10 protein-coding genes and 3 pseudogenes are annotated in these 13,772 nt (G+C 54.7%); 12 read left to right on the forward strand and 1 reads right to left on the reverse strand.

Annotated elements, in window-relative coordinates; translation table 11 throughout:
• The first annotated feature begins 11 nt into the window (after positions 1–11).
• The 10 genes and pseudogenes from serC to FQ182_RS10640 all read left to right on the forward strand — a co-directional run.
• Positions 12–1,097: a 3-phosphoserine/phosphohydroxythreonine transaminase gene (serC, locus tag FQ182_RS10595; RefSeq protein ID WP_149411579.1), complete on the forward strand. Its 1,086-nt coding sequence runs from the start codon at positions 12–14 to the stop codon at positions 1,095–1,097.
• A complete protein-coding gene (gene pheA / locus FQ182_RS10600; protein ID WP_149411580.1) occupies positions 1,097–2,191 on the forward strand; it encodes a prephenate dehydratase in 1,095 nt (364 codons plus the stop codon). The genes serC and pheA overlap by 1 nt, the downstream gene beginning before the upstream one ends.
• 9 nt (positions 2,192–2,200) lie before the next feature.
• The gene (hisC, locus tag FQ182_RS10605; RefSeq protein WP_149411581.1) at positions 2,201–3,313 is read left to right on the forward strand and encodes a histidinol-phosphate transaminase; all 1,113 of its coding nucleotides are present in this window, start codon (positions 2,201–2,203) and stop codon (positions 3,311–3,313) included.
• Positions 3,314–3,341: 28 nt separating this feature from the next.
• The gene (locus FQ182_RS10610) at positions 3,342–5,552 is read left to right on the forward strand and encodes a bifunctional prephenate dehydrogenase/3-phosphoshikimate 1-carboxyvinyltransferase (RefSeq protein WP_256666148.1); all 2,211 of its coding nucleotides are present in this window, start codon (positions 3,342–3,344) and stop codon (positions 5,550–5,552) included.
• Positions 5,549–6,238 carry a (d)CMP kinase gene (gene cmk, locus FQ182_RS10615; protein ID WP_149411583.1) on the forward strand — a complete coding sequence of 230 codons (690 nt, stop codon included), beginning with the start codon at positions 5,549–5,551 and terminating at the stop codon, positions 6,236–6,238. Before FQ182_RS10610 ends, cmk begins: the two co-directional genes overlap by 4 nt.
• A 121-nt stretch (positions 6,239–6,359) precedes the next feature.
• Complete coding sequence (gene rpsA, locus FQ182_RS10620; RefSeq protein WP_133098917.1) at positions 6,360–8,054, forward strand: 30S ribosomal protein S1; 1,695 nt, start codon at positions 6,360–6,362, stop codon at positions 8,052–8,054.
• Between the two features lie 330 nt (positions 8,055–8,384).
• A complete protein-coding gene (ihfB, locus tag FQ182_RS10625; protein WP_048731065.1) occupies positions 8,385–8,681 on the forward strand; it encodes an integration host factor subunit beta in 297 nt (98 codons plus the stop codon).
• A gap of 23 nt (positions 8,682–8,704) precedes the next feature.
• Complete coding sequence (locus FQ182_RS10630) at positions 8,705–8,932, forward strand: lipopolysaccharide assembly protein LapA domain-containing protein (protein ID WP_149411584.1); 228 nt, start codon at positions 8,705–8,707, stop codon at positions 8,930–8,932.
• A 389-nt stretch (positions 8,933–9,321) separates the two neighbouring features.
• Entirely contained in the window at positions 9,322–10,671 is a 1,350-nt protein-coding gene (locus FQ182_RS10635; RefSeq protein ID WP_149411585.1) for a Wzz/FepE/Etk N-terminal domain-containing protein, read from the forward strand.
• Positions 10,672–10,905: 234 nt separating this feature from the next.
• Positions 10,906–11,096: pseudogene (locus FQ182_RS10640) on the forward strand (transposase domain-containing protein); the annotation flags it as partial.
• Positions 11,097–11,101: 5 nt separating this feature from the next.
• Here FQ182_RS10640 and FQ182_RS10645 read toward each other — a convergent pair.
• Positions 11,102–11,241: pseudogene (locus FQ182_RS10645) on the reverse strand (IS630 family transposase); the annotation flags it as partial.
• A 278-nt stretch (positions 11,242–11,519) separates the two neighbouring features.
• Between FQ182_RS10645 and FQ182_RS10650 the strand changes: the two are divergent.
• Both FQ182_RS10650 and wecB read left to right on the forward strand, forming a co-directional pair.
• A pseudogene (locus FQ182_RS10650) lies at positions 11,520–12,367 on the forward strand (transposase).
• Between the two features lie 182 nt (positions 12,368–12,549).
• Entirely contained in the window at positions 12,550–13,683 is a 1,134-nt protein-coding gene (gene wecB, locus FQ182_RS10655; protein WP_149411586.1) for a non-hydrolyzing UDP-N-acetylglucosamine 2-epimerase, read from the forward strand.
• Positions 13,684–13,772 lie beyond the last annotated feature (89 nt).

Genomic DNA, 13,772 nt, shown 5'->3' on the forward strand with positions numbered 1-13,772 from the left:
CGAGATTGGATGTGAGCAAGAGAGCCTATAACTTCTGTGCCGGTCCTGCGGCGCTTCCTGAAGCAGTCCTGCAGCGCGCGCAGGGTGAACTCCTCAACTGGCATGGTAAAGGCCTCTCCGTGATGGAAATGAGCCATCGCAGCGATGAGTTCGTGTCCATTGCTACCAAGGCTGAGCAGGATCTGCGCGACCTGCTGGACATCCCTTCAAACTACAAAGTGCTGTTTCTCCAGGGTGGCGCCAGTCAGCAATTTGCCCAATTGCCACTGAACCTGCTGCCGGAAGACGGCACCGCTGACTATATTGACACCGGTATCTGGTCGCAGAAAGCCATTGAAGAAGCGTCGCGCTACGGCAACATCAATGTGGCGGGTAGCGCTAAGCCCTACGATTACTTCGCCATTCCTGGTCAGAATGAGTGGAAGCTCACCAAGGACGCGGCCTACGTGCACTACGTGCAGAACGAGACTATTGGCGGCCTGGAATTCGATTGGGTTCCAGAGGTCGGTGATGTTCCGCTGGTGTGCGACATGTCGTCGGACATTCTCTCGCGTCCTATGGATATCTCCCGCTTCGGCATGATCTACGCCGGTGCGCAGAAGAACATCGGCCCGAGCGGTATCCTGGTCAACATCGTCCGTGAAGACCTGCTGGGTCATGCCCGTTCGCTGTGCCCGACCATGCTCAACTACAAGGTCGCGGCCGACAACGGCTCGATGTACAACACCCCGCCGACCCTGGCCTGGTACCTCTCCGGCCTGGTGTTTGAATGGCTGAAAGAGCAGGGCGGTGTCGCCGCCATGGGCAAGCTCAACGAAGAGAAGAAGCGCACGCTGTACGACTTTATTGACGCCAGCGGCCTGTACAGCAACCCGATCAACATCCCTGATCGCTCGTGGATGAACGTGCCGTTCCGCTTGGCTGATGATCGCCTGGACAAGCCGTTCCTGGTCGGTGCCGAGGCGCGTGGCCTGCTGAATCTCAAGGGCCATCGCTCGGTGGGTGGCATGCGCGCCTCCATCTATAACGCTGTCGACATCAACGCCGTCAACGCGCTGGTGGCCTACATGGCAGAGTTCGAAAAGGAACACGGCTAATGTCTGAGCAAGAACTCAAGGCCCTGCGCGTACGCATTGACAGCCTGGACGAGAAAGTCCTGGAGCTGATCAGTGAGCGCGCGCGGTGCGCCCAGGAAGTTGCACGGGTGAAAATGGCCTCCCTGGCTGAAGGCGAAGTGCCGATATTTTACCGTCCTGAGCGTGAAGCCCAGGTGCTCAAGCGCGTGATGGAGCGTAACCAGGGGCCGTTGGGCAACGAAGAGATGGCGCGGCTGTTCCGTGAAATCATGTCCTCGTGCCTGGCTCTTGAGCAGCCGCTGAAGGTGGCTTACCTCGGCCCCGAAGGCACCTTCACCCAGGCAGCGGCCATGAAGCACTTTGGCCATGCAGTGATCAGCAAGCCGATGGCGGCGATCGACGAAGTGTTCCGTGAAGTGGCAGCCGGGGCGGTGAACTTTGGCGTGGTGCCGGTGGAAAACTCCACCGAAGGCGCGGTCAATCACACCCTCGACAGCTTCCTTGAGCACGACATGGTGATCTGCGGCGAAGTCGAGTTGCGCATCCACCATCACCTGCTGGTGGGTGAAAATACCAAGACCGACAGCATCAGTCGCATCTACTCCCACGCCCAGTCCCTGGCCCAGTGCCGCAAGTGGCTGGACGCCCATTACCCGAATGTCGAGCGCGTGGCGGTGTCCAGCAACGCCGAAGCGGCGAAGCGGGTCAAGGGTGAGTGGAATTCGGCGGCGATTGCCGGCGATATGGCGGCCGGCCTCTACGGGTTAACGCGCCTGGCCGAGAAAATCGAAGATCGCCCGGATAACTCCACGCGCTTTTTGATGATCGGCAGCCAGGAAGTGCCGCCTACTGGCGACGACAAGACTTCGATCATCGTCTCCATGAGCAACAAGCCCGGCGCGCTCCATGAGCTGCTGGTGCCGTTCCACGACAACGGGATTGACCTGACGCGAATCGAGACTCGTCCTTCGCGCAGCGGTAAATGGACGTATGTGTTCTTTATCGACTTCGTCGGCCACCACCGCGACCCACTGGTCAAGAGTGTGCTGGAGAAAATCAGTCAGGAGGCCGTAGCACTCAAGGTGCTGGGCTCTTACCCGAAAGCGATTTTGTGAGGCTTTAACATGAGTGGCAACTTCCTCGCCCTGGCGCAGCCGGGCGTGCAACAACTGTCGCCTTATGTTCCGGGCAAGCCTGTGGACGAGTTGGCGCGTGAGTTGAATCTGGACCCAGCGAACATCGTCAAGCTGGCCAGTAACGAAAACCCGCTGGGTCCAAGTCCCAAGGTATTGGCGGCGATTCGTGAAGAGCTGGCTGAGCTGACCCGTTACCCTGACGGTAATGGTTTTGCCCTCAAGTCCCTGCTGGCTGAAAGCTGCCGGGTGGAGCTCAATCAAGTCACTCTAGGCAATGGTTCCAACGACATTCTTGAGCTGGTAGCGCGCGCCTATCTGGCGCCTGGCTTGAATGCGGTGTTCAGTGAGCACGCCTTCGCCGTGTATCCGATCGTTACCCAGGCAGTAGGTGCCGAGGCGCGGGTGATTTCGGCCAAGGACTGGGGGCATGACTTGTCGGCCATGTTGGCGGCTATCGATGGCCAGACCCGCGTGGTGTTTATCGCCAACCCGAATAACCCCACCGGCACCTGGTTCGGCGCCGAGGCGCTGGACGATTTCCTGCAAGACGTACCGGAGCACGTGCTGGTCGTCCTGGACGAAGCCTATATCGAGTACGCCGAAGGCAGTGACCTGCCGGACGGTCTGGACTTCCTCGCGGCTTATCCGAACCTGCTGGTCTCGCGGACCTTCTCCAAGGCTTACGGCCTGGCGTCGTTGCGGGTCGGTTACGGGTTATCCACCGCCGTTGTCGCCGATGTACTGAACCGTGTGCGCCAGCCATTCAACGTCAACAGCCTCGCCTTGGCGGCGGCATGTGCGGCGCTGCAGGACGCTGATTATCTGGCTGAAGGTCGCCTCATCAACGAAAGCGGGATGCGTCAGTTGCAAGAAGGCTTTCGCGAGTTGGGCCTGGGTTGGATTCCTTCCAAGGGCAACTTCATTTGCGTCGATCTCGGCCAAGTGGCTGCGCCGGTGTTCCAGGGCTTGTTGCGCGAGGGCGTGATCGTGCGTCCGGTGGCCAACTACGGTATGCCGAACCACCTGCGCATCACCATTGGTTTGCCGGCTGAAAACAGCCGCTTCCTTGAGGCGTTGGCCAAGGTTCTGGCTCGTGGTTGATGTCACTGCATTGCAACCTGCTGTGCCTATGGTCGGTCGCCTGGTGGTGGTCGGTCTGGGATTGATCGGCGGCTCCTTCGCCAAGGGGCTGCGTGAAAGCGGCCTGTGCGGCGAAGTGGTCGGTGTGGACCTAGACCCGCAATCGCGCAAGTTAGCGGTTGAGTTGGGTGTGGTGGATCGCTGCGAGGAGGATCTGGCGGTGGCCTGTCAGGGCGCTGATGTCATTCAGTTGGCAGTGCCGATACTGGCCATGGAGAAGATGTTGGCGTTGTTGGCTGGCATGGACCTGGGGCAGGCGATTCTGACCGACGTCGGCAGCGCCAAGGGCAATGTGGTGCGTGCGGCGCGGCTGGCCTTTGGTGGTATGCCGGCGCGGTTCGTTCCCGGGCATCCGATTGCCGGCTCCGAGCAGAGCGGGGTAGAGGCGTCCAATGCGCAGCTGTTTCGTCGACATAAAGTGATTCTGACGCCGCTGGATGAAACCGATCCGACGGCATTGGCGGTGGTCGACCGGCTTTGGCGTGAGCTGGGGGCGGATGTCGAGCATATGCAGGTCGAGCGCCACGATGAAGTGTTGGCGGCGACCAGCCATTTACCGCACTTGCTGGCGTTTGGCCTGGTGGATTCGCTGGCCAAACGCAACGAAAACCTTGAGATTTTCCGTTACGCCGCCGGTGGCTTCCGCGACTTTACCCGGATCGCCGGCAGTGACCCGGTGATGTGGCACGACATCTTCCTCGCCAATCGCGATGCGGTTTTGCGTACCCTGGATACCTTCCGTAGCGATCTCGATGCCTTGCGCGACGCGGTCGATGCCGGAGATGGGCATCAGTTGTTGGGCGTGTTCACCCGTGCGCGGGTGGCGCGGGAGCATTTCAGCAAGATTCTGGCTCGCCGGGCTTATATGGATGCCGCTGTAAACGCGGATGACATGGTTTTCATAGCCAGCCCTGGTGGTCGGCTGAGCGGGCGGGTCCGTGTGCCGGGTGATAAATCGATCTCCCATCGCTCGATCATGTTGGGCTCGCTGGCGGAGGGTATTACCGAGGTCGAGGGTTTTCTGGAGGGCGAAGATGCCCTGGCGACCTTGCAGGCTTTTCGCGACATGGGGGTAGTGATCGAAGGTCCGCACCATGGGCGCGTGACTATCCATGGTGTTGGTTTGCACGGCCTGAAGCCGGCGCCAGGCCCTATCTATCTGGGGAACTCAGGCACTTCCATGCGCTTGTTGTCCGGTTTGCTGGCGGCGCAGAGTTTTGACAGCGTCTTGACCGGCGATGCGTCGCTGTCCAAGCGGCCGATGAGTCGTGTGGCCAAGCCTTTGCGGGAAATGGGTGCAGTCATTGAGACGTCTGCTGATGGGCGGCCGCCGTTGACCATTCGCGGTGGTCAGGCACTCAAGGGGTTTACCTATACGCTGCCGATGGCCAGTGCCCAGGTTAAATCCTGCCTGTTGCTGGCCGGGTTGTATGCCGAGGGTAAAACTTCAATCACTGAGCCTGCTCCGACCCGTGACCATACCGAGCGGATGTTGCGTGGCTTCGGCTATCCGATGAATGTCGAGGGGGCTACGGCTTCGGTTGAATCAGGGCATGTACTGACCGCTGCTCATATCGAAGTGCCGGGCGATATCTCGTCTTCAGCGTTTTTCCTGGTGGCAGCTTCGATCGCGACAGGCTCCGAGTTGGTGCTTGAGCATGTGGGCGTCAATCCGACCCGTACCGGAGTAATCGACATCCTGCGTCTGATGGGCGCCGACATCACCCTGGAAAACCAGCGGGAAGTGGGTGGCGAGCCGGTAGCTGATTTGCATGTTCGAGCGGCTTCGCTGAGAGGGATCGAGATTCCCGAGGCGCTGGTTCCGCTGGCTATCGACGAATTCCCTGTGCTGTTTGTTGCCGCTGCGTGTGCCGAAGGTCGAACAGTCCTGCGCGGTGCGGCAGAGTTGCGGGTTAAGGAGTCAGATCGTATTCAGGCCATGGCCGACGGTCTGCTGGCGCTGGGCGTGAAGTGTGAACCGACACCTGATGGGATTATCATTGATGGCGGCCTGATAGGTGGCGGTGAAGTGCACGCTCATGGCGATCATCGGATCGCCATGGCATTCAGCGTGGCCTCCCTTCGAGCTGCGGCGCCGATCCGTATCCATGACTGCGCCAATGTAGCTACATCTTTTCCGAATTTTCTTACACTGTGTGCCCAAGTCGGCATTCGTGTTGCCCAAGAGGCTCAATTGTGAATATCAAAGCACCGGTGATTACCATCGACGGGCCAAGTGGCTCGGGCAAAGGCACTATCGCCGGCATTCTGGCCAAGCGCCTGGGCTGGTGCCTGCTGGATTCCGGGGCGTTGTATCGCCTGCTGGCATTTGCAGCGCGCAACCATGGCGTCGACCTGACCAACGAAGAGTCCCTCAAGCTGCTGGCGGCTCACCTCGACGTGCAGTTCCTCGGGGCGACGGAAGGTCATCCGCAACGCATTATCCTGGAAGGGGATGATGTGACCGATGATCTGCGTAACGAACAGGTCGGCGCCTGGGCTTCCCAGGTAGCCGTGTTGCCGGCGGTACGCGACGCGTTGCTGCAGCGCCAGCGGGCATTTCAGGAGCCGCCGGGCCTGGTGGCCGATGGTCGCGACATGGGCACGGTGGTGTTTCCCGAGGCGCCGCTGAAGATTTTCCTGACCGCCAGCGCCGAGGAACGAGCTCGTCGTCGTTACTTGCAGTTGAAGGGCAAAGTCGATGGTGTTAGTCTGTCGAGTCTGCTAGATGAGATCCGTGCACGCGATGAGCGTGATACCCAGCGTGCGGTAGCCCCGCTTAAGCCGGCGGCTGACGCCATACAGCTGGATTCCACGGAGTTGTCCATCGAGCAGGTACTGGAACGCATCTTGAGTGAAATCGCTATTCGCGATATCACCGGGTGACTTAGAAGGAGCGCAGGGGACCAGTCTTAGTCCTGCCTTTCTTCTCTTATATGAACGTAACCCACACCGTCTGGGGTGTGGCAGATGGGCGTCTTCTTCGCCCTTATCAACAGGAATTAAAATGAGCGAAAGCTTTGCGGAACTCTTTGAAGAAAGCCTAAAAACCCTGAACCTTCAGGCTGGCTCCATCATCACCGGTGTTATCGTTGATATCGATTACCAAGCTCGCTGGGTAACCGTTCACGCTGGTCTGAAGTCTGAAGCACTCATCCCGCTTGAGCAGTTCTACAACGACGCTGGCGATCTGACTATCAATGTCGGTGACGAAGTTCACGTTGCGCTGGACTCGGTTGAAGACGGCTTCGGTGAAACCAAGCTGTCCCGTGAAAAAGCCAAGCGCGCTGAATGCTGGATTGTTCTGGAAGCAGCCTTCGCAGCTGAAGAAGTGGTCAAGGGCGTTATCAACGGTAAGGTTAAAGGCGGCTTCACTGTCGACGTTAACGGCATCCGTGCGTTCCTGCCAGGTTCTTTGGTCGACGTTCGTCCAGTGCGCGACACCACGCACCTGGAAGGCAAAGAGCTCGAGTTCAAGGTCATCAAGCTCGACCAGAAACGCAACAACGTTGTCGTTTCCCGTCGCAGCGTCCTCGAAGCAGAGAACTCGGCCGAGCGTGAAGCTCTGCTCGAATCCCTGCAGGAAGGCCAGCAAGTCAAAGGTATCGTCAAAAACCTCACCGATTACGGCGCATTCGTCGATCTGGGTGGCGTCGATGGCCTGCTGCACATTACCGACATGGCTTGGAAGCGTATCAAGCATCCTTCCGAAATCGTCAACGTTGGCGACGAGATCGATGTAAAGGTTCTGAAGTACGATCGTGAGCGCAACCGTGTCTCCCTGGGCTTGAAGCAGCTGGGCGAAGATCCATGGGTCGCTATCAAGGCTCGTTACCCAGAAAGCACTCGCGTTACCGCGCGTGTTACCAACCTGACCGACTACGGCTGCTTCGCTGAGCTGGAAGAAGGCGTGGAAGGCCTGGTACACGTTTCCGAAATGGACTGGACCAACAAGAACATCCACCCTTCGAAAGTCGTACAAGTCGGCGACGAAGTGGAAGTTATGGTTCTGGACATCGACGAAGAGCGTCGTCGTATCTCCCTGGGCATCAAACAGTGCAAATCTAACCCATGGGAAGATTTCTCTGGCCAGTTCAACAAGGGCGATAAAATCTCCGGCACCATCAAGTCGATCACCGATTTCGGTATCTTCATTGGTCTGGACGGCGGCATCGACGGCCTGGTTCACCTGTCCGACATCTCCTGGAACGAAGTGGGCGAAGAAGCTGTTCGTCGCTTCAAGAAGGGCGACGAGCTGGACACCGTTATCCTGTCGGTTGACCCAGAGCGCGAGCGCATCTCCCTGGGTATCAAGCAACTGGAAAGCGATCCGTTCTCCGAGTACGTTCAAGAGAACGACAAAGGCGCAATCGTTAAAGGCATCGTGAAAGAAGTTGACGCTAAAGGCGCCATCATCACTCTGGCCGACGATATCGAAGCGACTCTGAAAGCCTCCGAAATCAGCCGTGACCGCATCGAAGATGCACGTAACGTTCTGAAAGTTGGCGAAGAAGTAGAAGCCAAGATCATCAGCGTTGACCGCAAGAGCCGCGTAATCCAGCTCTCCATCAAGTCGAAAGACGATGCTGAAGAGAAAGAAGCAATCCAGAGCCTGCGCGATAAGCCAGCTACCTCTGAGCCTGCTGCTGGTCCTACCACTCTGGGCGACCTGTTGCGTGCACAAATGGAAAAACAGAACTAAGTTCTGTCCGACCATAGAAAAAGGGCGACTTCGGTCGCCCTTTTTTGCGCCTGAAATTTGAGCTGCCTGGCGCTCATGCAGCCGTAAGGCATGCTCGGCTCGCTGAGAGTCGCTACAGGCTACGATCCCCTGTTCTGTTGTGGTCTTGGTGCAAAAGGCGCCGGCGGCTTTAGGTGATTGCTAAAGCCTGCGGTGTGTCCGTTCCTGGTTCCTGCACTTCCCGACATAGTCTGTGCAAGATAAGTCAAGACGCAGGCTGTTCAAATTCCTCCGGTCATGCTAAAACCTTCGGAGCGCTTTTCCTAGCTGCTTGAAAAAGAAGGGAAAAATATGACGAAGTCGGAGTTGATCGAACGAATTGTCACCCATCAAGGGCTGCTCTCATCCAAGGATGTCGAGCTGGCCATCAAGACCATGCTTGAGCAAATGTCTCAGTGCCTCGCCACTGGCGATCGAATAGAGATCCGCGGCTTTGGCAGCTTCTCGTTGCACTACCGCGCTCCTCGCGTGGGTCGCAACCCAAAAACCGGCCAGTCCGTCAGCCTCGACGGCAAATTCGTGCCCCACTTCAAGCCGGGCAAGGAATTGCGCGATCGAGTGAACGAAGACGAAGAAGACGACGTCTGAGTTTTTTGGGATAGGAGAAGTTTATGCGCGGTGTTAAACGCGTTGCCATGGTACTGACTGTCTTGATCATCGCCTTGGTGATCCTGGCGTTTGTACTGGAAAATCAGCAGGCCGTTGCTTTAGCGTTTTTGGGGTGGAGTACGCCGCAGATGCCGGTTTCGGTGTTTGTTACGTTGGCGTTGATCGTCGGTATGCTTTTAGGGCCTTTCCTAGGTTTGCTGGTTAAGCGTGCGGTCGTCACAAGCAGATAGCGCAGGAGCGTTGATGGTGGTGTCAGTGATGAATGACCGTTTGTCGCCTGGGGAGGGTGTATAACGTTCTCTGATGGCTCTCCCCAAAAATCTGGCTGAGGCAGCAAGGGGCTATTCTGCTTTACCGGATTATTCTCGAACCACAGCTTCATCGCACCCTCACTTAGGGATAACTCCTATTTAAATAGGAATTGCCTTCCAGGCCTGTCAAGTCTTGCAATGTGACGGAGAGATGGCAAAATGCAACCTGTTCTCGATAACAGTCATTTTGTGTGCCCAAAGCCCAGCAGCGACGCTTGGTTTTGTTGGCTGATCGTCTAAATACAAGAAACCCACAAAATCGTCTGCATAACGAGCCCGCAGTTTCTCTTTGAAGGCAGGTTTTTGTTGTGAGTAGTAGTTTCCGTGTGCCCCCGGTTCCGCCGTCTGATGAAATTGACCTTGTTGCGCTTTTTCAAGCGGTGTGGCGACAGAAAAAACTTATTATGTGTGTGACTACGGGATCGGTACTCATCGCGACTGTGTACGCATTTTGGGTTACCCCTGAATACCTGGTCAGTAGTGTATTGCGACCGGCTGCAATCAATGAGTTGGATGCGCTGAATCGCTCCGAAATTTACCAACTCCCCCCTGGTGAAGCGCTAATCAAAGTAGGGGCTTCTCTTGAGTCCTACGAAACTCGCCTTGGGTTTTTCAGGGAAAATCAGAAGCTATTTAGCAGATTCGAGCGTCCAGGGAGAACCTTGGAGCAAAGCTTTGAAGCGTTCAATCATAACTCTATCAACCTCGTCCTCCCCGATGCTAAAAAATCTGACTCTCTAAACACTTACATCAAGCTTGAGATGAGCTATCCGAAGGGGGTCGATGGCGTCGCTATTCTTAACGGTTTTGTAGATTACGCAATCGCCATTGAGCGCGAGCAAATTGCTGCTGATATGGACGTGATCATCAAAAACCGTCTAAATGAGATATCAGGCAAGCTAGATGCTGCTCGCTCCAACTACGATACTGAAAAAGAGGCAAAGATCGCGTCGTTGCATGAATCCGATAATCTGAAGCGCTCCCAGTTACTGGATGAGCTGAAAGCACTACGCGTTCAGCTAAAAACCCAACGAACTGATCGTATGGCACAGTTAAATGAGGCGATCGAGATTGCTAAGTCTCTTGGTATAAAAAAACCAACTACGCCTTCCTCTCTGGGTGAGGCTGGCCGAAGTTCTCAGGCGGTGATGCGCACAGAAGTAAATAATCAGCAAATTCCGCTGTATTTTATGGGGTTTGATGCGCTGGAAGCGGAAAGGGCTGCTCTGGCGTTACGAAAGTCAGATGACTTTACCGAAGGACGAATCGCGCAGATAGCCAAAGAGCTTCAGTTGCTTGAAAAAAATCGCGAGGTTGAAGTTCTCAACCGACGGGAAAATGAAGATTTGTTTCTTAGTGGCGTGCAGCCATTGCGTGCCGAAGTGGCACGCTTGCGCAATCTCAATATCGATATGAGCCGCTTGAAACTGGTGACAATTGACAAGCAGGCTCTTGAGCCCCTGGGGCCAGTCAAGCCTAAAAAAGCACTTATCCTTTTGGCCGGTTTGGTACTGGGCTTGATGCTGGGGCTGGCATTCGCGCTGATACGTCATGCGACTCGTGGCCGCAATGCCAGCATCGTGACTTCGCCATCGTTGCCTCACCACCTTGGAGACTACTCAAAAAAAGCTGCGCTTTCCACGAGTGAAAGGTCATGAGAAGGTTTCGGCTGGTCTAGGAGCCTGTCGGACTTAATTCGGCAAGAGGCTGTAGAGCGCGATCACGGTGTTTTTTGACAAGGCGTCGTTCCTTACATCTGATCAGCTGGAGCGGCACTAGAACAGTGTGTTGCCGCGCCTGACCCTCTGCTGAGTGACTCTGTAGGGTGCGCTTTCTACCGTTTACACGGCGCGGCTGGGCGCAGGTGATCGGGTCTAGCTACCGACTACGTCATCAGGTCGATAGCTATAGGTAAGAAAATCTGGTTATTTACCAGTTCAGAACGCGTCGTGCGGCGGCGATTCAGAGTTTGCTGGCGACCGCCAAGTTGAACGGTATCGAGCCGAGTACATGGCTGAAAGATACACTGGAAAAGCTACTGGCTTGGCCCAATAGCTGGCTGGATGAGTTACTGTCGTTGAGAATCGTCCATATACGCTGGGCGCTGGCCGGTGAAATGCCAGCAACTCGAGCCATGCTTCGACAGCACCAACGTGAGTGTCTTGCTCAAAAGTTCGCTTCAGCGCTTCGGCCGGAAAGGATGGCTTGCGACCACGTCCGGGCAGATCACCTCCTTGGTTAGTTTATCAGCCGAGCAGTACCGTCAGCTAAAAGGTGAGGTGCATAGCATTTTCAGGGTTGATGCGTGCTGCGGCATTGTAAGCAGTGACCCTCGCAGGTAGTCATGCTCAACGTCGGCGTATCCTCGCTTTTAGGCCAGTATTGGAGGTGGGCTTCCATGAATTCCGTCAGCAGCGATATAGGCTATACCCTTAAGGAAACTCTGAAAAAGATTTCAAAATTTGGTGAAATACCCATCTCACACGGACCGAACGGTTGAGCCCCGATGAAACAGATGTCCTTCGCCGATGCCGAATATGCCGGCAAACGTAAGCAGACCTGCCGCGAGCGCTTCTTGATCGAGATGGATCAGGTGGTGCCCTGGGAAGGGGCTGATTGCTTTGATCGAGCCGTACTACCCAAAGGGGGAAGGTGGTCGTCCGGCCTGCCTATCCATTGATGGCGATGTTGCAGGTTCACCTGATGCAAAACTGGTTCGGTTACAGCGATCCGGTGATGGAGGAAGCGCTCTACGAAACTACGATCCTGCGCCAGTTTTTCGGGCTGCATCTGGATAGAATTCCTGACGAAACCATGATTCTTAACTTCCGACGTCTGCTGGAAAAACACGAGTTGGCAGGCGGGATTTTGCAGGTCATCAACGGCCATCTGGGCGACCCTGGCCTGCTGTTGCTCAGGGCACAGTGGTCGATGCTGAACCCTGCTTGGTACATAGCTTTGTGGGTACGGCGGCGAATATGGCGGATGTGACACAGGTCGATCAGTTGGCGCACGGTGAGGAGACCTACGTGTGCGGCGCTGCAGGTTACACCGGTATGGACAAACGCCTGGAACAAGATGATCTGGTCAATTGCTGCACGGCCCAGCCGGTACAAAAAACACGGCAAGGAAAGTTTGATCAGTCAGGTGTACCGCAAGATCGGACACGCGAAAGCGCAGGTGCGGGCCAAGGTTGAGCACCTATTTTGAGTGATCAAGCTCCAGTTTGACTATACGATAGTACGCTTTCGTGGCTTGTCAAAAAGCATCGTGCAGCAGACCACACTATTAGCGTTGTCGAATCTGTGGATGGTGCAAAAACGGTTGATGGGCATGGGTGAGGTACGTCTGTAATGCGGGCTAATTGCTCTGAAATAGCGCGATTAAAGGAAAAAGTCATGAATTAAGGACAGGAAAGGCCTGTTTCTCGACCAATACACGGTTTTGAGCCTCAATCAGCGAGGGCCTTAAAAAACGATGAGTATTTCAGATCTTCCCTAGGTAATATCAGTAAGTATTTTATTTGGAGTTTAAGCGTGAAAACATTGTGCGTATTTGGTACTCGTCCTGAGGCGATTAAGATGGCGCCATTAGTTTTGGCATTGTCGGCGGATGAGCGTTTTGAAGCTAAAGTTTGCGTTACTGGTCAACATCGCGAAATGCTAGATCAAGTGCTTGATTTATTTGGTATCGAACCAGATTTCGATCTAAATATCATGCGGCATGGGCAAGATTTGACAGATGTAACCACCGCAATTTTGCAAGAAATTAGACAGGTTTTTGCAGACTTTAAGCCAGATGTAGTAATAGTACACGGCGACACTGCTACAACTTTCGCCGCCAGCTTGGCTGCCTACTATCAGCAAATCCCCGTTGCACATGTAGAGGCAGGTCTGCGGACTGGTAACTTATATTCTCCTTGGCCTGAAGAAGCAAATCGCAAGCTGACCGGTACGTTGGCTGCGCTCCACTTCGCGCCTACAGAAACTTCGCGAAATAACCTACTGAAGGAAGGTATCGATGCGAGTAAAATATTTGTTACAGGGAACACCATCATTGATGCTTTACTTGATGTGGTAAAGAGGCTGGACGAAGACTATGCGTTAAAAAATAAAGCGGCAGAACCAGTGTCTTTTCTAATTCCTGAACGAAGAGTGATATTGGTTACGGGCCATCGCAGGGAGAGCTTTGGCCTAGGATTTGAGCGAATTTGCCAAGCTCTACGTGAAGTTGCACTGAGTCATCCTGATATAGATATTGTGTATCCGGTACATTTGAACCCGAATGTACGAGAGCCGGTGAATAGGCTGTTGAGTAATGTCAGTAATATTTATCTGATTGAACCGCTTGATTACCTTCCTTTTGTATACTTGATGAGTAGGTCCTACTTAATTCTTACGGACTCTGGTGGCATTCAAGAGGAAGCTCCGTCGCTTGGTAAACCCGTTTTAGTAATGCGAGATACAACTGAGCGGCCTGAAGCAATTCAAGCGGGTACAGTGAAACTAGTTGGGACAGACTCGAAAACCATAGTTGATGCTATAAAAGGGCTACTTGAAAATGACGATACCTATTGCCAAATGTCGTATGCATATAACCCATATGGTGATGGGAATGCTTGTGGGAAAATTATTAACGTGCTACTTGATATGCGAAAAAAAAGTCAATAAGTTAAGCACCATGATTAAGAATAATGTGTATTTCAATTCGAAATTAAACATAAATCCAGTAGTTTGAAATGGTTTGGGTTACGTCCGCT

Origin of the sequence: Pseudomonas sp. ANT_H4 (genome assembly GCF_008369295.1) — a bacterium.
Lineage (GTDB): Bacteria > Pseudomonadota > Gammaproteobacteria > Pseudomonadales > Pseudomonadaceae > Aquipseudomonas.